This is a genomic window from Bradyrhizobium sp. LTSPM299, from assembly GCF_000938235.1.
GTDB lineage: Bacteria > Pseudomonadota > Alphaproteobacteria > Rhizobiales > Xanthobacteraceae > Bradyrhizobium.
Genome location: NZ_JYMU01000039.1, coordinates 69314 through 93381, shown reverse-complemented (window position 1 = coordinate 93381; position 24068 = coordinate 69314). Strand labels below are relative to the sequence as shown.

Sequence of the window (24068 nt, the reverse complement as noted above, 5' to 3'; positions counted from 1 at the left end):
CGGACCATCCCGGAATGACATCATTATTCTACGGCTCGCTCTCGCGATGCACGTCGTGGATCACGATGCCCATGCCGCTCTCGGGCATCTTGATCCAGTCGCGCCGCTTCAGCGAGCGCTTGGTGTCCTCATGTCCGCTGGCCCAGTGCTCGCGCATCGAGGTGCCGGAGAATTCGTGGTCCTTGGCGTCGCCCTCATAGGCCTTCTGCTGATAGATCAGTTGCAGCAGCGTGATCCCCGGCAGCTTGCTGTTGGATTTCTTGAGCTGGCGCTCTTCCTCGGACAATTGATCGTCAGGGATTTTTGCCAGCGCGTTGTGCAGGGCGGTGCGCAGGCTATAGGTCTTGCGGTAGACGTCGGTGTTGTAGCGGGTGCGCGAGGAATACATGATGTCCTTGTGGCGGGCCATCACGTCCTGGATGTCGCGCGGCAGCGTGCCGCGAGCCGAGAACAGGTCGACCTGGAACACCAGCGAGTTGGCGTTGTCTTCCTGGTCGAGCAGATGCTGCAGCGGCGTGTTGGAGACGATGCCGCCATCCCAGAAATGATCGGTGCCGACCTTCACCATCGGCAGGGCCGGCGGCAGCGCGCCGCTCGCCATGATGTGCTCAGGAATGATCTCGTCATGAGCATTGTCGAAATAGATGAAATTGCCGGAGAGCACGTTCACGGCGCCGACTGCGAAGCGCATTGTCTTCGAATTGATGCGGTCGAAATCGACCAGCTCAAGCAGCGTCTCGCGCAACGGCGCGGTGTCGTAATAGCTGGTGGCGGTGCGCGAACCGGTCGGGCTCAACCATGGATTGGCTTGATGCGGGGTGAAGAAGCCGGGTTGCCCCAGCGTCGTCGTCATCATTGAACTGGTGAAGTTGCGCGCCTTGCGGAAGATGTCGCCGTCCGGCGTGTAGTGCCAGATCTTGCGGCTGGTGATGCGGTCCCAGAACGTATGCAGCCGCTCCAGCCGCTTTTCCGGCGGATTGCCGGCGATGATCGCCGAGTTGATCGCGCCGATCGAGACGCCGCACACCCAGTCCGGCTCGATATTGACCTCGTGCAGCGCCTGATAGACGCCGGCCTGGTAGGCGCCGAGCGCGCCGCCGCCCTGCAGCACCAGCGCGACCCGATTGCACCCCTCGGGCCGCCAGCCCGGCATCTGGTGATCGATATCGTCGATATGAGGGGATCGCGCGTCCATGACTGGCACTCCAATTTGCGGCGAGAATTCAGCGCAGCCGTGACGCCGTGATGACAGGCTGCCGCCCGCGCGCGGTGCATCTGGTGCGTTTGCCTGCATGGTTAGCATTGGCCTCTCCGCAAAACGCAGGTCACACGGGTCAGGTCACGCGGCTGACGGAAATCCCTCACATCGCTGTCAATCTCGGCGGCTAGCCTCCGATCAATTTTTCCAAACAAGGGGATTTCACGATGCGCAGGGAAGATCTGCTCAAGCTTCCGTCGATGCCGGCTGCCGGTCCGAGCTATCCGGCCGGGCCCTATCGTTTCGTCGACCGCGAATTCCTCGTCATCACCTACGAGACCGATCCGGAATTGATCCGCGCCGGCCTGCCCGAGCCGCTTGAGCCGATCGCCGATCCGATCGTGCATTATGAATGGATCAAGATGCCCGACTCTTCCGGCTTCGGCAGCTACACTGAGTCCGGTCTCGTAATCCCGGCGCGGCTGCATGGCGAGGACGTCAATTTCGTCTGCCAGATGTATCTCGATGACGATCCGCCGATCGCGGCCGGCCGCGAGATCTGGGGCTTTCCGAAGAAATACGCCCATCCCAAGCTCGAGATCGTCAAGGACACGCTGACCGGCACTTTGGAATATGCCGGGCAGCTCGTCGCCATGGGCACGATGGGCTACAAGCACGAGGCGATGGCCGGCAATGGCGACGTCACCCGCGCCACGCTGTCGAAGACGCAGATCAATCTGAAGATGATCCCGGGCGTCGATGGCCATCTCGAGATCTGCCAACTGGTCGCGATCAACCTCACCGACATTGTGGTCAAGGGCTCGTGGATCGGGCCCGGCCGGCTGCATCTGGTGCCGCATGTCAACGCGCCGGTGGCCGACTTCCCGGTCAAGCGCGTCATCGGTGCGCATCATTTCCTGGCCGATTTGACGCTGCCGTTCGGCCGCGTCGTGCACGACTACAACAAGCAAGCTCACGAAGCCGCGCCGACTAGCCTTGCTGCGGAGTAGCTCCCACCGATATTTTCAGGCGGCGACCGGTTTCGCCTGTGGTTGTGGCTCCGGCCGCGAGATCGCCAGCACGATCACAGACGCGAACACGCACAGCGCGCCTGCGATGAAGAACGCCGGCAGGTAGCTCGCGTAGAGCGTCCGCGACAGGCCCCCACCGAACGCGGCTACGCCGGCGCCGAGCTGATGACCGGCAAAGATCCAGCCGAACACCATGTTGGCGCGCTCGGCGCCGAAGCGCTGCGCGGTCAGCCGCACGGTTGGCGGCACGGTCGCGATCCAATCGAGCCCGTAGAACATCGCAAACAGCGACAGGCCGTAGAACGAGAAGTCCGAGAACGGCAGCCACACCAGCGACAGCCCGCGCAGGCCGTAATACCAGCACAGCAGATAGCGATTGTCATAACGGTCCGACAGCCAGCCGGAGATGATGGTGCCGAAGAAGTCGAAGATGCCCATCGCGGCGAGCAGGCTCGCGGCCTGCACCTGCGGGATGCCGTAGTCGAGACACATCGGGATTAAATGGACCTGGACCAGGCCGTTGGTCGAGGCGCCGCAGACGAAGAAGGTCGCAAACAGGATCCAGAACACCCGCGACTTCGCGGAGTCGCGGAGCGTGCCGAGCGCGGCCGACATGATCGGCGCATTGGCCGGCGGAGGGGCGGGCAAGGGCGCGGTGCCTTCATCGCCGTATGGCCGCAGGCCGAGATCGCTCGGCCGGTCGCGCATCAGCATCAGCACGGCAAAAGCGGCGACGCCGAGCACGACGCAGACCAGCGCGAGTGCGACGCGCCAGCCATAGCGCTCGGTCAGGGTCGCGAGCAGCGGCAGGAAGGCGAGCTGCCCGGTCGCGACGCTCGCGGTCAGGATGCCGACGACGAGGCCGCGGCGGGCCACAAACCAGCGGGCGGCGATGGTTGCGCCGAGCACCAGCGCGGTCATGCCGGTGCCGATCCCGATCACGACGCCCCACAGCAGCACCAGCTGCCAGACATGGGTCATGGCGAGCGAGGCAAGCAGTCCGGAGACCACGATCAGCTGCGCCACCAGCGTCACGTTACGCAGGCCGTAACGATTCAGCAGCGCGGCAGCGAACGGCGCCATCAGCCCGAACAGGATGAAGCGGATCGACAGCGCGGAGGAAATCTCGGCGGTGGACCAGCCGAACTCCTTCTGCAGCGGCACGATGAAGACGCCGGGCGCGCCGACGGTGCCGGCCGAGATCAGCCCGGCGAGGAAAGTGACACCGACCATCACCCAGCCGTAGTGGATGTTGCGGCGGGCGAGGGTTGCAGCAAGCCAGTTCGAGATCATTGGGCCCCAGATGTCTGACAGGAAATCAATTCGAGATAACATAGCACGAGGGAGCAACGTCTAAAATGACATGGTTCCCTCGTTTCCGGACTCGGTCGGCAAGTCTAATGCGTGACCCGCTCCACCGCGATCGCGGTGGCTTCGCCACCGCCGATGCACAGTGCCGCGACGCCGCGCTTCAGGCCGTGCGCCTCCAGCGCATGCAGCAGCGTCACGATCAGCCGTGCGCCGGTGGCGCCGATCGGATGGCCGAGCGCGCAGGCGCCGCCATTGATGTTGAGCTTGTCTCGGGGAATCCCGAGGTCGCGCTGCGCCGCCATCGCGACGACCGCGAACGCCTCATTGATCTCGAACAGGTCGACGTCGCCGACGCTCCAGCCGACCTTGTCGAGCAGTTTTCTGATCGCCGGGATCGGCGCTGTTGTGAACCATTGCGGTTCCTGGCTGTGGGTGGCGTGGCCCTTGATCTCGGCCAGCACCGGGAGCCCGTCGCGATCGGCGAGCGAGCGCCGGGCGAGGATCAGCGCGGCGGCGCCGTCGGCATTGGCCGAGGAGGCAGCCGGCGTGATGGTGCCGTTGGCGCGGAACGCCGGCTTCAGGCCGGGGATTTTCGCCGGGTCGACCTTCAGCGGATGCTCGTCATTGGCGACGACGCGCGGGCCGGCCTTCTCGGCAAGCGTGATCGGCGCGATCTCGGCCTTGAAGGCGCCGCCCTCGACCGCCTTGCGGGCGCGGCTCAGCGTTTCCATCGCGTAAGTGTCCTGGTCGGCGCGGGTGAATTGATAGGCTTCTGCGGTGGCCTCGCCGAAATCGCCCATCGAGCGGCCGGTTTCATAGGCATCTTCAAGCCCGTCCATCATCATGTGATCGATGATGCGGTCGTGGCCGGCGCGATAGCCACCGCGGGCCTTCTGCAAAAGATAAGGCGCGTTGCTCATGCTCTCCATGCCGCCAGACAGCACGATCTCGGCCGAGCCGGCCTTGATGATGTCGTGGGCGAGCATGGTCGCCTTCATGCCGGAGCCGCAGACCTTGTTGACGGTGGTGGCGCCGGTGGCATCGGGCAATTTTGCGCCGCGCGCGGCCTGGCGGGCAGGGGCCTGGCCCTGGCCGGCCGGCAACACATTGCCCATGAACACCTCTTCGATGCGCTCGGGCGCCAGTTTGGCGCGCGCGAGCGCCGCCCCGATGACATGCGAGCCGAGTTTATGGGCGGCAAGAGGCGTGAGTTCCCCCATGAAACGGCCCAGCGGGGTACGGGCGGCGGACAGGATAACGACGGGATCGGGGCTGGATGCCATGGCAGGACTCCCTTCAATGCCGGAGATTCTATTGGATTATACGCATCATATGATGCGGCGCAAAAAATGCAACCCAGCCTGGGCATGACAAAATCTCGCGTTCGCATGAATTGGATCCCGCCGTCGTCCCGGCACCTTGTTCGGTGTCATCATCCGCGAAAGCGCATGCGGCTGATCCAGTATTCCAGAGACGATTGTGCTTGAGCCGAGAGGCCGCGGCGTACTGGGTCGCTCGGTCAAGCCGGGCGATGACAGCGTCATATGAGGCGCAGCTTTGCATTCTCGCGACACGATTTGCCCGAGTCTTGCATTTCGTTTGCCCTCTCAATTAACAGATGGCGCAGGGAAAGCCGGGTGCCGATCGCATCCATGGGCCCGGTGCAACAGAAAGCACCGGGGTAGGACCACAGGTGTAACCGGGAACTCCGGCTTTCCCTGCGCGATGGGTTACCTTTGGACGACGACAAGGCGTCTATTTTTGTTATGCGGTTCATAGTCAAAATCTCAAGCAGCGGCGGTTGTAGACTTTTGCTCCTTGGGTGCTGCGCGGGATGGGTCCGACACACCCGTAGCCTCGATGCAAAGCTTGACCGCCTCGCCCAGGCTCGCGGCAACGAGATCGGCTTTCGCGTTATCGCGCAACCCTTCCAACGCGATAGGGTCGATGTCCTTGACCCAGCAGCCCAAGATAATGGTTGCCTTTGGCAACTTCCGCCTTAGTCGCCGAACGGAGTAACGCATGTGCGCTGGTCCATTCGAATCGAGATAGACTAAGCAGACGATCGCAACGCCGGCGGTCTCAAGTCGGAAGACATTTGTGGTAGAGAGCGCTTCCGCCCCTTCGACTCGTGCTGCAAGACCGTGCGCAGTCGAAAGCTGAGCCAGCATCATCGCGGCCGCTTCATCGACGAGAGTACGTCCGGCCATGCAGAGAACGGGATGTTCACCCAGCCAATCAGGCGGCAGGCCTTCCTTCTTGATAGTGGGTAAATTTTCATGCGCCGCATCTTCCGCGACGCTTTCTACCGCCGACGAGGCTTCTGCATCGGTGGTCAGATGGACTTTCGTCGGCGGCCGATCATCCTGATCGGCAAGGTCGCTGACAAATTCGCTGACGGCGTCTCGAATCTTGGCGAGACGCTCCTGATCAAGCGCGCCGCGCTCGGCATCAATTTGCGCGAGCTGCAAACCCTTCAAGGCGACCTCATCATAGTATGAGGCCAGAGAACGTTCTTTCAGGAATTCTTCGGCTTTTTCGGCGGCTTCCGCCGGATCACCTGCCAGCATGCGTTGGTAAAATATTTCGGGGGGAGAAAGCGCCGGCCGGTCCCCAAACATGACGTCAAGGAACTCCAGGCGTTCTACATGACGCCCAATCACAACAAGACATACCGTGAGAGGCGTCGCGAGGACGAGCCCAATGGGCCCCCAAAGTGCGGTCCAAAATGTCGCCGCCGCAACTACGGCGACCGGAGAAAGCCCCGTGCTATGACCGTAGACCATCGGCTCGATGACATGGCCGACAAGTGGCTCCACAGTAAGAAAAAGCGCAAGCGTCCAAAGCAGCATCGACCAGCCGGGATCGACGGCTACCGCCAGAGCAAGCGGGAACGCCGCGGCGATGACGGCGCCGATGTAGGGTACGAAGCGGAGGACTGTCGCCAAGATGCCCCAAAGGATCGCGCTTGGCGTGCCTATCAACCACAGACCAATCCCAATCACCACGCCAAAGGAACTGTTCAGAATGAGCTGAGTCAGGAAGAGCCGGCTGAGGCGTGCCGCCGCGTCGTCGAGCGCCGCCGTGGTTCGTTGGAGATCATAGGAGCCGGCCAACCGAATGAGCCGGTTACGAAGATCTTCGCGTTGAAGCAGAATGAAGATGACGAAAATGATGATGATGCCGGTTGTCGCGAGCGGATGAACAAGCGGAGCGATCAATGTCCGCAGGTTCTCCAGCGCACCAGGATCGGGCTGACGTACTTCCACCGGAACGGGCGCCTGTGGTCCCGGGGCATTCGAATTAGCGATTGAGTTTGGCGCACGCGTAGGTGCGGCGTCTTTTGGCTTGTCGATCTCTCTGCTGAGATCCTTCAACATGTCGGAGGCGCGCTCCAGCGTCCCCCTGCCAGCTTTTGTATCCCGAAAAGACTGGATCTTTTCGCTTATCGTCGATTGGTAACGTGGGAGATCTTCGGCGAGTTGCGTCAATTGCGTGGCGAGAAGACTTCCCATTGCAAAAATGAGCACGAAGGCAAGTACGGCCACGCTCACGACCGCCAACCCGCGCGGCACACGAATACGCTGCAATACTACGACCACCGGCGCCAGCACGAAGCTGAGAAGAATCGCCAATGCAATGGGCACGAAGATCTCACGACCAAAATAGAGCATCGCGATAATAATGACAGCGAGGATCGCAGTCGCCACCGCGCTGAGCAGTGCCATAACCTCTTCAGTAGAGCGCGCTTTGAACGGTCGCCTGATCACAGACCTCATCTGCTTTCCATATGCCCGGGTCGTCACCAAATAATTTGCCAATATTCAATTCAAGTAAGGAGACGCGCCGATTCGTATGAAAAAAGCCGCTCGGGCATTACTCCGCGCGGCCTTTGTAAACGACTGCCGGTTTCCCAGTTCCGCCGCTGCATACACAATCGATGAGCAACGCAAAGGTTTCGCGCTCGGACAAAGATAGAAAAGGTGGTTACCGCCGATAGGCGCAAGGCGTCTGCGGCCAACCCAAGCAAACGTCACGATCGCATCGGTCCGCGGAGCAGTCGCCTGTTGGCCCCTTTCGGTCATGCTGCGCTGGCTGACGAAAGTCCGCTCCCCGGGGTATACGGGACATGCGGCCTACGCTTGTCAACTTCAGCGTTTGACACGACTCGGACATGGCGATCCCTGTCAAAGCCGCTTTCGCGGACTGTGACCCTTATCAAGAAGAAACGGCCTGGTTGAACCTCGCGGGCCAGGATGAAGCGCGCAGCGGCATCCTGCGGGGCATCGGGGACCCGGCCGCCTCGAGGAAGGCGCGCGCCGCCGACCGAACGAGCATCCGCCCCTTCGCCTTAGTCGCCAACTTGTTCAAACGTTTTCGGGGACTTTTGGTGACCGGGTATCCTCTTGCCAGAACCTTTTTTCGACTTTTTCTTATTATCGGCGATCAGCCTGTCCGGCCTGCGCTCAACCGCGTGCATCACGTCTTTCATGATTGCCGCGCGAGACTTTTTCTTGAGTGAATAACCCTCTATCGTTATTTTCAATTTGTCGCTGCCGGCGTGGTACTCGTGATCAATGTTTGGCGTTTTGGACATTATTTCGTCCCTCCACTTTTTGCTTCTTGACCCACATACTGCATCCCACCACCGGGCCATCCGAAGCTTCCATTTGGCGACAGTGAGTTTCGTTTGAGTGCGGTTTTGCATGAGAAGCCGCAGCCAAATAGGATGAGTAGAAGCCGCCCGGCACGGGGAAGCTAAGGCCGTTACCAGTTGTCGTGCGTCCAGTATTGGACAAAGAGCAAATGGTGTCGGTCGACAAAGGTTCCTGGGTGTAGCTCGCAATAGATATAATTGCATGAAAAGTGAGCTATATTGACCAGTGACCCCGAACTCGGACGCGCATACTGGCTCCATCGCCGTCCAAATAGGTAGTTATCGGGCGACAGAGAGATCGGCAATGCTCCCGCCTAACAGGGGAAGCATGATGTCATCCATACAACGAAATCCATTGTGCAGCCGTGCGGAGATCGGAATTCTCCCTTGCTCGAAGTGTGGCAAGCCCATGCGATTGACTCGCATCGAGCCTACTGAACGCGGTCATGAGGTGCGCACGTTCGAGTGCTCCGAATGCAAAACGACTGGGAGTTTTCCAGTTGTGATCTAGTCGACTTTGCGATTGCTTTATTGCGGACGTCCCTGGCCCGACGGAGCCGCAGCCGGAATGAGAGGAGCAAACATCGGGGACCCCAAGCCCCGCATCTTGCTGCGCTCATGCGGGCTAGAAGGCTGCCGCAGAGGAGAACTATCATAGCAAGCTTCTAGATCGGGCATGATGATCCCGGGTGTTGCGCCGGTAGATCGCCAGCAAGCCGCGAATCGTCAGGTCGGGATCGAAGTGGTCGATCGCCGCGGTCGCATCGTGGAACAACGATGCGGCACCGCCGGTGGCGACGACCGTCATCGCTTCGTTCCGCTCGGCCTTGATGCGCGCAATCATTCCCTCGATGAGCGCAACGTGACCCCAGAAAATTCCGGACTGCATGGCGGTCACCGTGTCGTCGCCCACCACCCGCGGAGGCCTTTGCAGTGCGATCCTGGGAAGCTTCGCGGCGGCCGCGTGCAGAGCCTCCATCGACAGGTGCACGCCCGGCGCAATCACTCCGCCTTCGAAGCCGCCATCGCTCCCGATCACGTCGAGCTTGGTGGCGGTCCCGCTGTCGACGATGATCAATGGCCCTGAATAAAGCTCGCGCGCGCCGAGCGTATTGACCAGGCGATCCGATCCGACCTGCGAGGGCTTGCTGGTGTGCACCTCGATGCCGAGCTCGGTATTCTCGCCGACAATCAACGGCTCGACGCGCAGGTATCGGCGCGACAGATTTCGCAGGTTGAAGATCGACTGTGGCACGACACTCGATATCACACAGGCCTTCAACAAGCCGAGTTCCAGATTGTGCATCGTCATCAGCTGTGACAGCCACACGGCGTACTCATCGGGCCGTACGGCTCGACTCGGTGGCCGAGCGACATTGGGCGATCCAACGCTCGCCGTCGTGAACTGCGAACAGACTGTTGGTGTTACCCTGCTCAATCGCCAGAAGCATCGGTTGATCCTATGTGAGCCAAATGCGAACTCGCGATCAGCGATCTTCTCGATCGCGCTCAAGTTGCGGCTGATGAACAGCACAGTCAAGCCGTTGCGATTGCGCGAGTCCAGGATAGACCGACAGATCGAACGGCTTCGCGTTGCACACGCTCTTTCGCAGGGCGGGGAGCTGATGTAAGGTTCCGGCAGAGCCGCCACGGGACGTGCCGAAATCCCGGGAGTTACTGGCGGCGCCATGCCCACGGCAGGGCCTTCTACTTTCAACATTTTCAAATGCTGCGAACGTGTCGACCACCTCGGGTCGGCACGGAAGTTTGTTTTCACAAACCCAGAAGGAGCATGCCATGCATTTTTGTCTCACCGGACAATATACGCCACGCGCTCTCAACGCCATTCTGGAAAATCCAACGACCAGCCGCCAGGAGGCGGCGCGTAAACTTATCGAGGCGGCCGGCGGAAAGCTGGTGTCGATGTACAGCGTTGCGGCTGATGGTCCCGGCGTCCTGGTCATTTTCGACGTCCCCGATCCCAGCACGGCGCCGGCCATTTCGGGACTGACCGTCACCGCCGGGACACTGCAGAACGTGAAGCTGACGCGGCTCTTCACGCAGGACGAGATCAAGCAGGTGCGCCAGAACGCGGCCAAGCTGCGCCCCTCCTATAGCCCGCCGGGCAGCTGAGATTTGAATGACGAAGCTGCCGCTCGAGGATGAGCGGCAGCTTCGCCGCAATCGCTGCGGCGATACTGCACCTCGCGGGTCGCGCATGGCCGCATGCGGCGGTTCGGATTGACTCCCGTATCGTCAGCGCTACCGTGCCCCAACAGGGAATCCGTCCCAAAGAATCAAGAAAAGGGCAGGGAAACGCCGTGAAACGCGTCATCGCGTCTTGAGTGGGCCTGCGCGGAGGTCCGCGCTCGCACCGTTCCGCATCCTCAACTATCGCTTTCAATGGCCGTCCGATCTGCTCACCTCCTGGGCGTTCGAGGTCGAGACGCTGGTGCTCGGCTGGTACATCATGGTCGAGACCGGCTCCGTGCTGCTTTTGACCGTGCTCGCATCGCTGCAATATGTCGGGACGCTGATCGCGCCGGTGCTCGGGATGGTCGGGGACCGCATGGGGCATCGCGACCTTCTGGCCGCGATGCGCTTTGCCTACACGGTGCTCTCCGCGACCATCATGACGCTGGCGCTGTCGGGCCATTTGGCTCCCGTCAATGTCATGATCATCGTCGCGCTGATGGGCCTGATCCGTCCCTCGGATCTCGGTGTGCGCGGCGCGCTGCTCGCCGACATCATGCCGTCAGAGGTATTGGTTGGTGCCATCAGTCTCGCGCGCACCACGCAGGACAGCGCGCGGATCGCCGGCGCGTTGACCGGTGCCGGATTGTTCGCAGCCCTCGGCATCGGCTATGTGTATGTGGCGATCGCCTGTTTCTATCTGACGGCCGCGATCCTGATGCTCTGCCTGACCCGTCCGGACCAATCGGTCGGCGCAGCCGGCCTCCCGGCGAACGATGCGCCCGGCTCGACGCTGCTGCGGGACCTCAAGGAGGGGATCGTCTACGCCTGGAATGGTCCGGGCATGCGCGCGGCGCTGTGCGTGGCGTTCCTGGCCAATCTCACCGCGTTTCCGCTGACCAACGGGTTGCTGCCTTACGTCGCGCGCGACATCTTTCATACCGACCAGACCGGGCTCGGTTATCTCTCGGCAAGTTTTGCGGTCGGCTCGCTGATCGGCTCGATCACGCTCAGTCTCGTCGGCGGCGTGCGGATCGCCCGTCTCCTGATCGGGGCGACGCTGTCCTGGTACGCAATGCTGCTTGTGTTCGTCGAACTCAGGACCATGCCGGTGGCGATGGCCTGCCTGATGCTGGCCGGCTTCGCGCAGAGCATGTCGATGATTTCGGCGGCCGTGATGCTGATGCGCAACGCCAGCGCCCATCTGCGCGGCCGCGTGATGGGGGTGCGCATGATGGTGATCTACGGCCTGCCGCTCGGCCTGCTCGCGGCCGGCAGCCTGATCGACCTGATCGGCTATACCGCGACCGGCTCGCTGCTTGCGGCTGCAGGGTTCGTCGCGATGCTGGCGATCGCGCTGCACTGGCGGGCGGATCTCTGGCCGCTGCACGCGCCGGCGAATGCAAGGTAGGGGTATCGTGGCCGGAACCGTAGCCCGGATGAGCGAAGCGATATCCGGGGTTTGGGGGTCCCGCATGTCGCTGCGCTCATGCGGGCTGCGTTCAATTATGTACCCTGCACCGCGCTTCGTATGTGCACCGGTATTGATTTGTACGATGGCGTGCCGCTTTCCTTGTCTTGATAGTCGAGCGGCACGAGCCCGTTGGCTTCCGGATAATAAGCGGCGACCGATCCGCGTGCGATGTCGTAGACGATCGCAGTGAGCGTGAGACTCCGCTTTCGCCCCGAGGGCAGGGCGGTCTCGATCTCGACGAGGTCGCCATGGGCAAGGCCGAGTCCGGCCAAATCAGCCTCGTTCGCGAACAGCACGTCGCGCCGCCCGAACACGCCGCGATAGCGGTCGTTCAGCCCGTAGATCGTGGTGTTGTACTGATCATGGCTGCGGATGGTGGTGAGCTTGAGGACGGTCTTGTCAGCCAGCACCGGGTCTTCCTCGAGGCCGTCGTAGATCAGGAATTCGGCCTTGCCCGACGGCGTCGTCCATTTGCGTTCGGTCGGCGGCAGCGGGAGGCGGAAGCCGCCGGGAGTCCGGATGCGCGCGTTGTAATCCCTAAAGTCGGGGAAGACGCCCTCGATGGCATCGCGGATGCGGTCGTAGTCGGAGATCAGCTCGGCCCACCGCACCTTGCTCGCCGGCAAGGTCGCCATCGCCATGCCGGCGACGATGGCCGATTCCGAACGGAGATGCTCGGAAGCCGGATTGAGCCTGCCGCGCGAGGCGTGCACCATCGTCATGGAATCTTCGACCGTGATGACTTGCGGTCCGGTGGCCTGGACGTCCTGCTCGGTGCGTCCCAGCACCGGCAGGATGATCGATTGTTTGCCGATCAAGAGATGCGTGCGGTTGAGCTTGGTCCCCAGATGGACTGCAAGCTCGAGCTTGCGCATCGCCGCCTGGCAACGCTCGGGGTCGGACAAGGCGACGGCAAAATTGCCGCCGAGACAGATCAGGACTTTCGACCGGCCGTCGTCGATCGCCTCCATCGCCGCAACCGAGTCATGGCCGTGATGGCGCGGCGGTTTAAAGCCGAAGGTGCGCTCGATGCCTTCGAACATCGGGACGTTGGGCTTTTCGGTGATGCCGACAGTGCGATTGCCTTGCACGTTGGAGTGGCCGCGCAACGGGCAAATGCCGGCGCCGGGCTTGCCGAAATTGCCCTTCAACAGCAGCAGGTTTGCGATCTGCTGGACATTGTCGGTGCCACGGGTGTGCTGGGTGATGCCCATGCCGTAGGTGACGATGGTGGCATTGGATTTTGCATAGGCGGCGGCGACCTCGCCGAGCTGCGCGCGGGTGAAACCGGAGACGGCCTCGATCGCCTCCCACGCCGTTGCGCCGAGATCGGCGGCGAACGCAGCAAAACCGTTGGTGTGCTCGGTGATGAAGGCGTGATCGAGCACGTCGTGCGTGATCGCGTCGTGCTCTAGCAGCGCCTTCATGACGCCCTTGAGCACGGCGGCATCGGCGCCGACCTTCGGCTGGTAGTAGGTGGAGGCGATCCGCGTTGAGCCCAAGGTCGCCATCTCGATCGCATCTTGCGGATCGGCAAAGCGCTCCAGCGCGCGCTCGCGCAGCGGATTGAACACGATGATCGGCACGCCGCGGCGCGAGACCTCGTGCAAGGTACCCATCATGCGCGGATGATTGGTGCCGGGGTTGTGGCCCATCGCGATGATCAGCTCGCAATGGTCGAAATCGTCCAGCGACACCGTGCCCTTGCCGATGCCGATCGATTGCGGCAGGCCGACGCTGGTCGCCTCGTGGCACATGTTCGAGCAGTCGGGGAAATTGTTGCTGCCGTACTCGCGCGCGAAGATCTGGAAAAGAAAGGCCGCTTCGTTGGAGGCGCGGCCTGAGGTGTAGAATTCGGCCATGTTGGGATCGGGCAGGCTGCGGAGGCTCTCGCCGATCCGCGCGAAGGCCTCGTCCCATGCGATCGGCTGGTAGGTATCGGTCCCGGGGTCATAGGCGAGCGGGTGGGTCAGGCGCCCCTCGTTCTCGAGATGGAAGTCGCTCCAGCCGAGCAACTCGGTGACGGTGTGGGCGGCGAAGAACTCAGGCGTGGTGCGTTTGCTGGTCGCTTCCCAGGTCACGGCTTTGGCGCCGTTCTCGCAGAACTGGAAGGTGGAGGTGTGTTCCTTGTCCGGCCATGCGCAGCCCGGGCAATCGAAGCCGTCGGGCTTGTTGGTGTGCAGCAGCGTCAGCGGCGCCTCGACCAGATCCATCTGGTCGCGAACGGCCACCGCGGTGGCCTTGAGCGCACCCCAGCCGCCTGCCGGGGCGTTGTAGGGTTTAATGCCGGGAACGTCGCGCTTTTGGACCATATGTCCTCCTGCAGCTCCTGGAGAATGACCTCGTACGTCGATCCCGTAGTTGATTGAGAGATTGGCGGCAACGACAGACATCGGCGAGACCAGCGCGCTCCGGTCGACGTTCTCGATCCAAAGCGCCTGTCTCGTGTTGAAGTCTAGACTAATCGGCTGGGGCCTGCGGTCAACAGTCTGTCAGATCGGATGTCCGAATACACCGCCGCATTCGCGCGACCCGTTGGCTGATGCGGGCTACAAAAAGGCTGCCATCAGCGCCGCCCGTCATACACCAGCCGCACCGCCAGGCCCGCGAAAACAGTCGCGAGCAATATTTGGGGTACGCGCTGCAGCCTGTTGCGCCCGGTCAAGGCCCTGCCGATTCGACTGGCGGTCATGATGACCAGTCCATTCACCACCAGGCCCACCAGATTGAGCATGGTCGCCAGCACGAGAATTTGTCCCGCTACGGCGCCCGCGTCGGGGCGCACGAATTGCGGGAACAGGGCCAACACGAACAGCGCCATCTTCGGGTTCAGCAGATTGGTGAACAACCCCTGACGGAATATTTGCGGGAGCAGAAAGCGCGGCAGTGCTGCGATCGGCCGAAGCGAGGCGCCGTTCGACCGCAATGCTTGCCACGTGAGATAGAGCAGGTAGGCCGCACCGGCATAACGCACGGCGTCATAGGCAAACGGAACAGCGAGAAACAACTGCGACAGGCCAAACGCGGCCGCGAGCGCATGGCAGTAGGTCCCGACCTGGATTCCTGCCAAGGAGGCAAAGCCTGCCGCTCGCCCCTGGGTCGCGCTTCGGGACGCGATGAGCAGCATGTCCGGGCCCGGCGTGGCCGTGAGCGCCAGGCAGGCGAGTGTGAACAAGGCAAGCGTGGAAAGGTCCGGCATCAACATTCTCTCGGATGTCGGGACCCAATGTGTACGGATCGACTCATGACCCGTAAAGGTCAAAGGGCCGCGTTCGGAGGTGATCCCAACAAGCGTGGCCGGCCGCGCCGATAGGGCCGCGCGAATGCACTCCCGATGACCGGCCCCGTAGTAACCCGGACGCAGCGATTCCGCAGGCCGCGCTCGTCGCGCGCCCTTGTCGCGGTCCACGTTGCCGCGGTAAAGTAGTAGTCCACGGCAACTTTGGGGGAGGATTGCCATGACACGACTTGCCATGACCAGGGCGGGATATCGCGTCTCCGCACTCGCGGGCGCGCTGACAACAGCGGCGGTCGTGGCCGGCACCACGCCGGCGCACGCGGTGACGCAGCAGCAGATCGCCTGGTGCGAGAACAAGGGCAGTGCATTTTCGTTCGATCTCGAGATCAGCGGCTGCACGGCGGCGATCGAGTCCGGCAAATGGTCGGGCAAGAACCTCGCCTGGGCCTTCAGCAACCGCTGCAACGCAAAGAACGAAGTCGACAATTACGACGGCGCGATCGCGGACTGCAGCCAGGCGATCCAGCTCGACCACGCGTTCGCCAACGCCTACCTTAACCGCGGCAATTCCTACACCGACGGCAAGAAGGACGACGACCGCGGCATCGCCGACTACAACGAGGCGATCCGGCTTAATCCGAAAGCAAAGCAGGCCTACAACGGCCGCGGCAACGCCTACTATCACAAGGACGATTACGACCGCGCACTCGCTGACTACAACAAGGCGATCGAGATCGATCCGCGCTACTCACGCCCGCACGAGGGCCGCGGCAATATCTACGCGGTTCGCAAGGACAATGATGCGGCGATCGCCGAATACATGGAAGCGATCAACCTGGATCCGAAGCTCGCGCACCCCTACCTCAACCTCGGTATCGCCTACAAGGCGAAGCAGGATCTCGACCGCGCCATCGCAGCCTACAACTCCGCGATCCAGCTCAATCCGAAGCTTGCCTCGGCCTATTACAACCGCGGCCTCGCCTACAAGGCGAAAGGCGAAGCCACCGCCGCGGCCGCCGACTTTGCCGACGCGATCCGGCTCGATCCGAAGCTTGCCGATTCCGTGAAGATGCAGGACACGATCGAGCAGTGCACCAATCTCGGCGACAAGGTTCAGGCGGATATTGCCGTCGGCGCCTGCACGACGGTGATCCAGTCCGGCAAGTGGTCCGGCGCGAGCCTCGCCTGGGCGTTCTCCAACCGCTGCAACAACCACAACGCCAAGCGCGAGTACGACCAGGCCATTCCCGACTGCGACCAGGCGGTCCAGCTCGATCCGAAACTCGCCAACGCCTATTCTAATCGCGCCAATTCCCACTACGGCAAGCGGGACTACGACCACGCGATGGCCGACTACAGCGAGGCGATCCGGATCAATCCGAGACACGCCAACGCGTTCAACGGCCGCGGCCTGGTCTACCTCAACGGCAAGACGGATCGCGAGCACGCGATCGCCGATTTCACCGCGGCGATATCAGCCAACCCGAAGCACGCCAACGCCTTTGCCAACCGCGCCAATGCCTACGAGCGTAACAAGGACTACGACCACGCGGTCGCCGACTACGGCGAGGCGATCCAGCTCGATTCGAAGAGCCCAAACTTCCTTAATGGCCGCTGCTGGGGCCGCGCCATGCTCAACCGCGATCTCACGGCGGCGCTGGCGGACTGCGATGAATCACTGCGGCTGCGGCCTGACGACGGCAACACGCTGAACAGCCGCGCACTGGTCCAGTTCAAGCTCGGTGCGCTGGACAAGGCGGCGGCCGACTATGACGCGGCGGTGAAGCTCGACCCCAAGGACGCCAGTTCGCTCTACGTCCGCGGCGTCATCAAGCAGAAGAGCGGCGACGCGGCTGGCGGCGACGCCGACATCGCCGCGGCCAAGGCCATCAAGGCCAGCGTCGCGGATGACAATGCTGCAATTGGGGTGAAGTGAGGGCGTAACCGCTACCGCTTCCGATCCAGAAACCCTTGCATCAGGCGTTGCGGCTCGCCGGTCAGGAAGGATTGGCCGAACACGCCGACGCTGAGATTGACCGACTCGGTCAGCGGCAGCTCTTCCCATTGCCGCAGCAGGTCCTTCTGGATGCGCAGCGCCTCGGGGCCGCATTCCAGCAGCGCCTTCACCGTGTGCGCGACGGCCTCGTCGAGGCCGCCAGGCTTTGCCACGGTGTCGACCAGGCCCCAGGCGAGCGCGGTCGGCGCGTCGATGTTCTCCGCCGTCATCATCAGCCAGCGCGCGCGGCCCCAGCCGATCAGCCGCGGCAAAAGGGCTGCGTGGATCACGGAGGGGATGCCGACGCGCACTTCGGGCATGCCGAACATCGCATCATGCGCCGCGATCCTGACGTCGCAGGCCGCCGCGACCTCGAGCCCGCCGCCGAGGCACCAGCCGGGCAGGCGGGCGATCACGGGTGCCGGGAATTTTCGCACGGCCTCGCAGAGGTCGCGCAGGCGACTGATGAACGCTTCGGCTGATGCTTGATCGAGCTTCGCCATCTCCTTGATGTCGGCGCCGCCGATCATGCTTCTCTCGCTTTCGCCCGCGAGAATTATCGTGCGGATGCTGCGGTCGCCGGCGAGCTGCTCGAAACCGGCACGGACCCCATCGGTCACGGCTGAACTCAGGATGTTCAGCCTGCCGGCGTTGCAGATCGTTAGGCGGACGACGCCGCTCAAGTCGCGGTCGATACCGCAATGCGGATTGAGCATGTCCATGGTGATGGTCTCGCGACAGTGAATTGATCGCGCCATGTCCCGGACGATGCCTGCGACTGTCAAGAGACGGCAGTTGCGCGGCCGCGTGCGCTGCAATAGAATTATAGTCATCATATAAAAGGAGCCGTCATGACCTCAACTGAGCCGACCGACCTGTTTTCGCCCGATTTGCTGCGTGTGCGCGTCGTCGAATGGCAGGCGCCGGGACCGGCCGCCAAGGCGGCAATGGCGATGTCGGGCATGGCGGCGATGTGCGCGATCCGCGACGGCCTGCTGCCGCCGCCGCCGATGGCCAAACTGATCGGCTTCCGCATGAGCGTGGTCGAGCCGGAGCGCATCGTGATGGAACTTGATCCAGTGGAAAGCCTGGAGAACACCATGGGCCTGATGCACGGCGCGACCGCGGCAGCCCTGCTCGATACCGCGATGGGCTGCGCGATCTCGACCGTGCTGCCGGCGGGGCAGACCTCGGTCACCCTCGACCTCAAGCTGACCTATCTGCGTCCGCTGTCGGTGCGCTCGGGAACCATTACCGCCGAAGGCAAGGTGATCAAGCTGGGACGGCAGACCAGCTACACCGAGGGCTTCGTCCGCGACGGCAAGGGCAGCCTCGCGGTGCACGCAACAGCGACGTTTTCCATGATCGGTGGGGAACCTGGGAAACAAGATAGGACACAGGAGAAAACGAAATAACTGCAGCTTTTCCGGCGCCAACCTGCTATTATATGATTAGAAACATTCCATGAGAGCGGCATGCGCTATTCGAAAGAGCACAAGCAGGAGACCCATGCACGAATCGTGCGCAAGGCCGCGGTGCGGCTGCGCGAGAAGGGCGCGCATGGCATCGGCGTCGCCGATCTGATGAAGGAGGCCGGCCTGACCCATGGCGGCTTCTACGCCCATTTTGATTCGCGCGAGGCGCTGGTGATCGAGGCGTTTTCCCATGCGATGGACCGCTCCACGGAGCGCTGGCGCAAGGTCGCCGAGGAGGTGCCGCCGGAGAAACGGCTGTCGACCATCGTCGATTCCTACCTGACCGCGGTTCATCGCGACGACCCCGGCCACGGCTGCGCGGTGCCGACGCTCGGCGCCGAGATCGCGCGGGAGACCCCGAAGACCCGCAAGGCGTTCGCGCTCAAGCTCGAGCAGATGATCGACATGATGGCCGACCAGATACTCGACGTCCCGCGCAAGACCGCGCGCAAGCAGGCGATGGCGACGCTGGCGACGATGATGGGTACCATCGTGATGTCGCGGATCGCGGGCAATGGCGAATTGTCGGAGGAGGTCTTGAGCGCCGGCCGCGAGGCGGTGCTGGGACGAGCCGCGGCGGCGAAGCCGCCGGTGAAGAAGGCGAAGGTGAATTAGGCGGAAATCCGTAGGGTGGGCAAAGGCGCACTTGCGCCGTGCCCACCATCCACACTCTGCTCGCGATGGTGGGCACGCTCCGCTTTGCCCACCCTACAAGAATCACGGCCCCCCAAACAGCGTGCGCTCGTTTTCTACCGTCTCGTAGATGTAATCCGCCACCGCGCGGATGCGCGCGAGGTCCTTGCTGTCGGCGTGCATCAGGAGCCAGAAGGTCCGCGAGATCCGCACCTCGTCCGGCAGCACCGCCTGCAATTCCGGATGCGCCGTCGCCATGAAATGCGGCAGCACGGCGATGCCGAAGCCTGACATGGTGGCGTTGAGCTGGGCGATCAGATTGGCGCTGCGGAATTTTGCGGAGATCTTTGGCGAGACCTGCGGCAAATAATCCAGCTCCGGCGTGAACAGCAGTTCCTCGATGTAGCCGACGAAGCGGTGCTGCGGCAGGTCGGCGCGCGCGGTGATGCGAGGGGCCCGCGCCAGATACGCCGGTGCGGCATAGAGCCCGAGCGTGTAGTCGAGCAGCTTGCGGCCGACGATCCGGCCTTCCTTCGGCATCGTCAGGCTGATCGCGATGTCGGCTTCGCGCTTGGAGAGCGAGAACAGCCGCGCGGTGGCGACCAGCTGCAAATCGAGATCGGGGTACCGTTCGGTGAACTTGACCAGCCGCGAGGCCAGGAAGTGGCTGCCGAAGCCGTCGGGCGCGCCGATCCGCACGGTGCCGGTGAGGTGCGCGCGGGAGCCGCCGACCGCCTCCTGGTTGGCCACAATCGTGGATTCCAGCGCCTCGGCGCTGTCGGCGACGCGCTGGCCGGCCTCGGTCAGCAGATAGCCGGTCTTGCGGCGATCAAACAGTTTTGCGGAGAGGTGACGCTCCAGCCGGTCGACACGCCGGATCACTGTGGCATGATCGACGCCGAGCTGCTTGGCGGCAGCCGACACCGACCCGCCGCGCACGATCGCCAGCACGAAGCGGAAGTCGTCCCAGTCGATGGTGCCGCCGCCTTGATCCAGCATTTCCGCACATCTATGGTGCAATTTATCGGACTTGTATCCTATAAAATGCAGGGTCAATAGAGCCTGTAAAGCGGTCTTTGCAGGCTGGCGATTCTGGTCCTTGAGGGAGGTTATCCATGCGTTCAATCGGACATTTCATCGGTGGCAAGGAGGTCAAGGGCACCTCGGGCCGCACGGCTGACGTCTTCGAGCCGATGACCGGCGAGGTCCAGGGCAAGGTGGCGCTGGCCTCCAAGGCCGAAGTCCGCGCCGCCGTCGAAAATGCCAGGGCCGCGCAGGGCGAATGGGCCGCCACCAACCCGCAGCGCCGCGCCCGCGTGATGATGAAGTTCGTCGAGCTGGTGCAGCGCGACTACGACAAGCTCGCTGAGCTGCTCGCGCGCGAACATGGCAAGACCGTCCCCGACGCCAAGGGCGACATCCAGCGCGGCCTTGAAGTCGCCGAGTTTGCCTGCGGCATCCCGCATTTGATGAAGGGCGAGTACACCGAGGGCGCCGGCCCTGGCATCGACATCTATTCGATGCGGCAGCCGCTCGGCGTCGTCGCCGGCATCACGCCGTTCAACTTCCCGGCGATGATCCCGATGTGGAAATTTGCGCCGGCGATTGCCTGCGGCAACGCGTTCATCCTGAAGCCTTCGGAGCGCGACCCCGGCGTGCCGATGGCGCTTGCCCAGTTGATGATCGAGGCGGGCCTGCCGGCCGGCATCCTCAACGTCGTCAACGGCGACAAGGAAGCGGTCGACGCCATCCTCGACGACCCTGACATCAAGGCGATCGGCTTCGTCGGCTCGACCCCGATCGCGCAGTACATCTATGAGCGCGCGGCGCAGACCGGCAAGCGCTGCCAGTGTTTTGGCGGCGCCAAGAACCACGCCATCATCATGCCCGATGCCGACATGGACCAGACCGTCGACGCGCTGATCGGCGCCGGCTACGGCTCGGCCGGCGAGCGCTGCATGGCGGTGTCGGTGGCGGTTCCCGTCGGCAAGACCACCGCCGACCGTCTCATGGAAAAGCTGATCCCGCGCGTGGAGTCTTTGAAGATCGGCACCTCGGTCGATCCGTCGGCCGATTACGGTCCGCTGGTGACGCGCGAGGCGGTCGAGAAGGTGAAGGGCTACATCGACATCGGCATCAAGGAGGGCGCGACGCTTGCGGTCGACGGCCGCGGCTTCAAGATGCAGGGCTACGAGAAGGGCTTCTATCTCGGCGGTTCGCTGTTCGACAACGTCACCAAGGACATGCGGATCTACAAGGAAGAGATCTTCGGCCCGGTGCTCACGGTGGTGCGCGCCAAGGACTACCAGGAGGCGCTGGCGCTGCCGTCCGAGCACGACTACGGCAACGGCGTTGCGATCTTCACCCGCGACGGCGACACCGCGCGCGACTTTGCGGCCAAGGTCAATGTCGGCATGGTCGGCATCAACGTGCCGATCCCGGTGCCGATCGCCTATTACACCTTCGGCGGCTGGAAGAAGTCGGGCTTCGGCGATCTCAATCAGCACGGTCCGGACTCGATCCGCTTCTACACCAAGACCAAGACGGTGACCTCGCGCTGGCCGTCGGGCGTTAAGGATGGTGCGGAGTTCTCGATCCCGACGATGAAGTAAGCGTTCATCGTGGGCGGCGAGATGCAGTTCGCGCTCAACGAGGACCAGATCGCGGTTCGCGACATGGCGCGGGCGTTTGCGGCGGAGAAGATCGCGCCGTATGCGCTCGAATGGGACGAGACAAAGCATTTCCCTGTCGATGTGATGCGCGAGGCCGCAAGCCTCGGCATCGGCGGCATCTATATCCGCGACGATGTCGGCGGCTCGGCGATGACGCGCTTCGACGCGGCGCTGATCTTCGAGGCGCTGGCAACGGGCTGTCCGACCACGTCGGCCTTTATCTCGATCCACAACATGGCGTCCTGGATGATCGATGCCTTCGGCAACGACACCCAGCGCCACAGATGGCTGCCAAAACTCTGCACCATGGAGCTGTTGGCGAGCTATGCCTTGACCGAACCGGGCGCAGGTTCGGATGCCGCCGCCCTGCGCACGCGCGCGGTGCGCGACGGCGATCACTACGTGCTCAACGGCCAGAAGCAGTTCATCTCGGGTGCAGGGAGCACCGACCTCCTGGTCGCGATGGTGCGAACTGGCGGCGATGGCCCCGGCGGCATCTCGACGATTGTGATCGACGGCAAGACGCCGGGCGTGTCGTTCGGCGCCAATGAGCGCAAGATGGGCTGGAACGCGCAGCCGACCCGCGCGGTGGTGTTTGAGAATGCCCGCGTGCCGGTCGAGAACCGGCTCGGCGACGAGGGTATCGGCTTCAAGATCGCGATGGCTGGGCTCGACGGCGGCCGCATCAACATCGCTGCGTGCTCGCTCGGCGGCGCCCAGGCCGCGCTCGACAAGTCGCTGGTCTATATGAGGGACCGCAAGGCCTTCGGCAAACGCCTCGACGAATTCCAGGCGCTGCAATTCAAGATCGCCGACATGGCGACCGAGCTCGAGGCCGCGCGCACCTTCGTCTGGCGGGCCGCCGCCGCGCTCGACCGCAAGGATGCCGACGCGAGCATGCTCTGCGCTATGGCAAAACGCTTCGGCACCGATGTCGGCTTCGAGGTCGCCAACCAGGCGCTGCAGCTGCACGGCGGCTACGGTTACCTCAGTGAATACGGTGTCGAGAAGATCGTGCGCGATCTGCGTGTGCACCAGATCCTCGAAGGCACCAATGAGATCATGCGGCTGATCGTGTCGCGCAAGCTGATCGAGGGCGCGCGATGAATGATGCTGTCGTTGCCGAGGGCGATCTGATCGCGCGCAAGGAAGGTTCGGCAGGCATCATCCGCCTCAACCGGCCGAAGGCGATCAATGCCGTGACGCTCGAGATGTTCCACGACATCGACAAGGCACTCAATGCGTTCGAAGCCGACCCTGATGTTGCCGTCATCGTGCTGGAGGGCGCCGGCGAGCGTGGCCTCTGCGCCGGCGGTGATATCCGCACGCTCTGGGAAAGCTCGAAGGTGCGAGGTGACCTCGGCAAGATCCTGTGGCGCGACGAATATATCCTGAACGCGCGGATCAAGCAGTTCCCAAAACCCTATGTCGCCTTCATGGACGGCATCGTGATGGGCGGCGGCGTCGGTCTATCCGCGCATGCGAGACACCGCGTCGTCACCGAGCGCACCAAGCTCGCGATGCCCGAAGTCGGCCTCGGCTTCTTCCCGGATGTCGGCGGCACCTATTTGCTGTCGCGCTCGCCTGGTGAGATCGGCACCTATTTCGGCCTGACCGGCACCACCATGAACGGCCCCGATGCGATCTACGCGAAATTCGCCGACGCCGTGGTGCCGAGCGCCAAGCTTGCCGCGTTGCGCGCGGCGCTGACCAAGGTTCAACCGGGCACGACATCGGCTGACATCGACAAGCTCATCGGCGGCTTTGCGACCGGCGAGAAAACCGGACCAGTCGCAGCCCAGCAAGCGGCAATCGACGGCTGGTTCGCGTACGACCGGATGGAAGACATCGTCACCGCGCTGATGGCGGACGAATCTGAGCTTGCGCAGGCGACCTTGAAGACGCTCGGCGAAAAATCGCCGCGCGGCACGGTGGTGACGCTGAAACTGCTTCGGCTGGCGCGGACGACAGCGACTCTGGAAGCGTGCCTGGTGCGCGAATATCGCGCCGCGCTCGAGGTATTCGCCAGCGACGATTTCCGCGAGGGCGTGCGCGCCGCCGTGATCGACAAGGACCGCAATCCCAAATGGTCGCCCGCCGGAATCGAGGACGTGACGCCCGAGATGGTCGCGCGTTACTTCGCGGAGATCGGCGCCGACGAACTGACATTTCCAGACAGCAAATAGAAAC

General features: G+C 63.0%; 19 protein-coding genes. 10 read left to right on the top strand and 9 right to left on the bottom strand.

Going from position 1 to position 24068, the window contains the following annotated elements; all coding sequences use genetic code 11:
* Nucleotides 1–28 precede the first annotated feature (28 nt).
* Nucleotides 29–1195, bottom strand: coding sequence for a patatin-like phospholipase family protein (locus UP10_RS20470; RefSeq protein ID WP_050043758.1), 1167 nt, complete (start codon nucleotides 1193–1195; stop codon nucleotides 29–31).
* Between the two features lie 230 nt (nucleotides 1196–1425).
* On the opposite strand from UP10_RS20470, the gene UP10_RS20465 reads away from it, so the two are divergent.
* Entirely contained in the window at nucleotides 1426–2208 is a 783-nt protein-coding gene (locus tag UP10_RS20465) for an acetoacetate decarboxylase (RefSeq protein ID WP_044589083.1), read from the top strand.
* A gap of 15 nt (nucleotides 2209–2223) precedes the next feature.
* Here UP10_RS20465 and UP10_RS20460 read toward each other — a convergent pair whose 3' ends face one another.
* The 3 genes from UP10_RS20460 to UP10_RS20450 all read right to left on the bottom strand — a co-directional run bounded on the left by UP10_RS20460 (nucleotide 2224) and on the right by UP10_RS20450 (nucleotide 7268).
* Nucleotides 2224–3522 carry an MFS transporter gene (locus UP10_RS20460; protein WP_044589082.1) on the bottom strand — a complete coding sequence of 433 codons (1299 nt, stop codon included), beginning with the start codon at nucleotides 3520–3522 and terminating at the stop codon, nucleotides 2224–2226.
* Nucleotides 3523–3626: 104 nt separating this feature from the next.
* The gene (locus tag UP10_RS20455; RefSeq protein ID WP_044589081.1) at nucleotides 3627–4823 is read right to left on the bottom strand and encodes an acetyl-CoA C-acyltransferase; all 1197 of its coding nucleotides are present in this window, start codon (nucleotides 4821–4823) and stop codon (nucleotides 3627–3629) included.
* 504 nt (nucleotides 4824–5327) lie between these two features.
* Nucleotides 5328–7268, bottom strand: coding sequence for an AI-2E family transporter (locus UP10_RS20450; RefSeq protein WP_050043762.1), 1941 nt, complete (start codon nucleotides 7266–7268; stop codon nucleotides 5328–5330).
* 446 nt (nucleotides 7269–7714) lie between these two features.
* On the opposite strand from UP10_RS20450, the gene UP10_RS20445 reads away from it, so the two are divergent.
* Nucleotides 7715–8062 carry a hypothetical protein gene (locus tag UP10_RS20445; RefSeq protein ID WP_044589079.1) on the top strand — a complete coding sequence of 116 codons (348 nt, stop codon included), beginning with the start codon at nucleotides 7715–7717 and terminating at the stop codon, nucleotides 8060–8062.
* Nucleotides 8063–8849: 787 nt separating this feature from the next.
* Here UP10_RS20445 and UP10_RS20440 read toward each other — a convergent pair.
* Nucleotides 8850–9917: a type III pantothenate kinase gene (locus UP10_RS20440; RefSeq protein WP_210167978.1), complete on the bottom strand. Its 1068-nt coding sequence runs from the start codon at nucleotides 9915–9917 to the stop codon at nucleotides 8850–8852.
* 77 nt (nucleotides 9918–9994) lie between these two features.
* On the opposite strand from UP10_RS20440, the gene UP10_RS20435 reads away from it, so the two are divergent.
* Entirely contained in the window at nucleotides 9995–10330 is a 336-nt protein-coding gene (locus tag UP10_RS20435; protein WP_044589078.1) for a GYD domain-containing protein, read from the top strand.
* Between the two features lie 208 nt (nucleotides 10331–10538).
* Nucleotides 10539–11801 carry an MFS transporter gene (locus UP10_RS20430; protein WP_044589077.1) on the top strand — a complete coding sequence of 421 codons (1263 nt, stop codon included), beginning with the start codon at nucleotides 10539–10541 and terminating at the stop codon, nucleotides 11799–11801.
* A gap of 95 nt (nucleotides 11802–11896) precedes the next feature.
* On the opposite strand, the gene UP10_RS20425 is transcribed toward UP10_RS20430, so the two are convergent.
* Both UP10_RS20425 and UP10_RS20420 read right to left on the bottom strand, forming a co-directional pair.
* Nucleotides 11897–14176, bottom strand: coding sequence for an FdhF/YdeP family oxidoreductase (locus UP10_RS20425; RefSeq protein ID WP_044589076.1), 2280 nt, complete (start codon nucleotides 14174–14176; stop codon nucleotides 11897–11899).
* 254 nt (nucleotides 14177–14430) lie between these two features.
* A complete protein-coding gene (locus UP10_RS20420; RefSeq protein WP_044589168.1) occupies nucleotides 14431–15063 on the bottom strand; it encodes a LysE family translocator in 633 nt (210 codons plus the stop codon).
* 259 nt (nucleotides 15064–15322) lie between these two features.
* On the opposite strand from UP10_RS20420, the gene UP10_RS20415 reads away from it, so the two are divergent.
* A complete protein-coding gene (locus tag UP10_RS20415) occupies nucleotides 15323–17038 on the top strand; it encodes a tetratricopeptide repeat protein (protein WP_082077195.1) in 1716 nt (571 codons plus the stop codon).
* 11 nt (nucleotides 17039–17049) lie between these two features.
* Here the strand turns inward: UP10_RS20415 and UP10_RS20410 are convergent, their stop codons facing one another.
* Nucleotides 17050–17820: an enoyl-CoA hydratase gene (locus UP10_RS20410; protein ID WP_044589075.1), complete on the bottom strand. Its 771-nt coding sequence runs from the start codon at nucleotides 17818–17820 to the stop codon at nucleotides 17050–17052.
* Nucleotides 17821–17949: 129 nt separating this feature from the next.
* Between UP10_RS20410 and UP10_RS20405 the strand changes: the two genes are divergently transcribed.
* The gene (locus UP10_RS20405) at nucleotides 17950–18513 is read left to right on the top strand and encodes a PaaI family thioesterase (protein ID WP_044589074.1); all 564 of its coding nucleotides are present in this window, start codon (nucleotides 17950–17952) and stop codon (nucleotides 18511–18513) included.
* 60 nt (nucleotides 18514–18573) lie between these two features.
* Entirely contained in the window at nucleotides 18574–19188 is a 615-nt protein-coding gene (locus UP10_RS20400) for a TetR/AcrR family transcriptional regulator (RefSeq protein WP_044589073.1), read from the top strand.
* A 102-nt stretch (nucleotides 19189–19290) separates the two neighbouring features.
* Here the strand turns inward: UP10_RS20400 and UP10_RS20395 are convergent, their stop codons facing one another.
* On the bottom strand, nucleotides 19291–20205 hold the full coding sequence (locus tag UP10_RS20395; protein ID WP_044589072.1) for a LysR family transcriptional regulator: 915 nt from the start codon (nucleotides 20203–20205) through the stop codon (nucleotides 19291–19293).
* A 116-nt stretch (nucleotides 20206–20321) separates the two neighbouring features.
* Here UP10_RS20395 and UP10_RS20390 point away from each other — a divergent pair, with 116 nt between their 5' ends.
* The 3 genes from UP10_RS20390 to UP10_RS20380 are packed head-to-tail and all read left to right on the top strand — an operon-like array spanning nucleotide 20322 to nucleotide 24064.
* Nucleotides 20322–21818 (top strand): CoA-acylating methylmalonate-semialdehyde dehydrogenase, encoded by a 1497-nt coding sequence (locus tag UP10_RS20390; protein WP_044589071.1) that lies wholly within the window; start codon nucleotides 20322–20324, stop codon nucleotides 21816–21818.
* Between the two features lie 21 nt (nucleotides 21819–21839).
* Nucleotides 21840–22985, top strand: coding sequence for an isobutyryl-CoA dehydrogenase (locus tag UP10_RS20385; protein WP_044589166.1), 1146 nt, complete (start codon nucleotides 21840–21842; stop codon nucleotides 22983–22985).
* Nucleotides 22982–24064 (top strand): enoyl-CoA hydratase/isomerase family protein, encoded by a 1083-nt coding sequence (locus tag UP10_RS20380; protein WP_044589070.1) that lies wholly within the window; start codon nucleotides 22982–22984, stop codon nucleotides 24062–24064. Before UP10_RS20385 ends, UP10_RS20380 begins: the two co-directional genes overlap by 4 nt.
* Nucleotides 24065–24068: the final 4 nt, after the last annotated feature.

What these genes read in the sequence shown, in the direction of transcription:
- UP10_RS20395 (WP_044589072.1), bottom strand. Translation starts at nt 20,205, where the DNA reads ATGCTGGATCAAGGCGGCGGCACCATCGACTGGGACGACTTCCGCTTC.
- UP10_RS20415 (WP_082077195.1), top strand. Translation starts at nt 15,323, where the DNA reads ATGACACGACTTGCCATGACCAGGGCGGGATATCGCGTCTCCGCACTC.
- UP10_RS20440 (WP_210167978.1), bottom strand. Translation starts at nt 9,917, where the DNA reads ATGTTGAAAGTAGAAGGCCCTGCCGTGGGCATGGCGCCGCCAGTAACT.
- UP10_RS20385 (WP_044589166.1), top strand. Translation starts at nt 21,840, where the DNA reads ATGCAGTTCGCGCTCAACGAGGACCAGATCGCGGTTCGCGACATGGCG.
- UP10_RS20380 (WP_044589070.1), top strand. Translation starts at nt 22,982, where the DNA reads ATGAATGATGCTGTCGTTGCCGAGGGCGATCTGATCGCGCGCAAGGAA.
- UP10_RS20425 (WP_044589076.1), bottom strand. Translation starts at nt 14,176, where the DNA reads ATGGTCCAAAAGCGCGACGTTCCCGGCATTAAACCCTACAACGCCCCG.
- UP10_RS20435 (WP_044589078.1), top strand. Translation starts at nt 9,995, where the DNA reads ATGCATTTTTGTCTCACCGGACAATATACGCCACGCGCTCTCAACGCC.
- UP10_RS20470 (WP_050043758.1), bottom strand. Translation starts at nt 1,195, where the DNA reads ATGGACGCGCGATCCCCTCATATCGACGATATCGATCACCAGATGCCG.
- UP10_RS20400 (WP_044589073.1), top strand. Translation starts at nt 18,574, where the DNA reads ATGCGCTATTCGAAAGAGCACAAGCAGGAGACCCATGCACGAATCGTG.
- UP10_RS20450 (WP_050043762.1), bottom strand. Translation starts at nt 7,268, where the DNA reads ATGGCACTGCTCAGCGCGGTGGCGACTGCGATCCTCGCTGTCATTATT.
- UP10_RS20405 (WP_044589074.1), top strand. Translation starts at nt 17,950, where the DNA reads ATGACCTCAACTGAGCCGACCGACCTGTTTTCGCCCGATTTGCTGCGT.
- UP10_RS20460 (WP_044589082.1), bottom strand. Translation starts at nt 3,522, where the DNA reads ATGATCTCGAACTGGCTTGCTGCAACCCTCGCCCGCCGCAACATCCAC.
- UP10_RS20390 (WP_044589071.1), top strand. Translation starts at nt 20,322, where the DNA reads ATGCGTTCAATCGGACATTTCATCGGTGGCAAGGAGGTCAAGGGCACC.
- UP10_RS20420 (WP_044589168.1), bottom strand. Translation starts at nt 15,063, where the DNA reads ATGCCGGACCTTTCCACGCTTGCCTTGTTCACACTCGCCTGCCTGGCG.
- UP10_RS20465 (WP_044589083.1), top strand. Translation starts at nt 1,426, where the DNA reads ATGCGCAGGGAAGATCTGCTCAAGCTTCCGTCGATGCCGGCTGCCGGT.
- UP10_RS20455 (WP_044589081.1), bottom strand. Translation starts at nt 4,823, where the DNA reads ATGGCATCCAGCCCCGATCCCGTCGTTATCCTGTCCGCCGCCCGTACC.
- UP10_RS20445 (WP_044589079.1), top strand. Translation starts at nt 7,715, where the DNA reads ATGGCGATCCCTGTCAAAGCCGCTTTCGCGGACTGTGACCCTTATCAA.
- UP10_RS20410 (WP_044589075.1), bottom strand. Translation starts at nt 17,820, where the DNA reads ATGGACATGCTCAATCCGCATTGCGGTATCGACCGCGACTTGAGCGGC.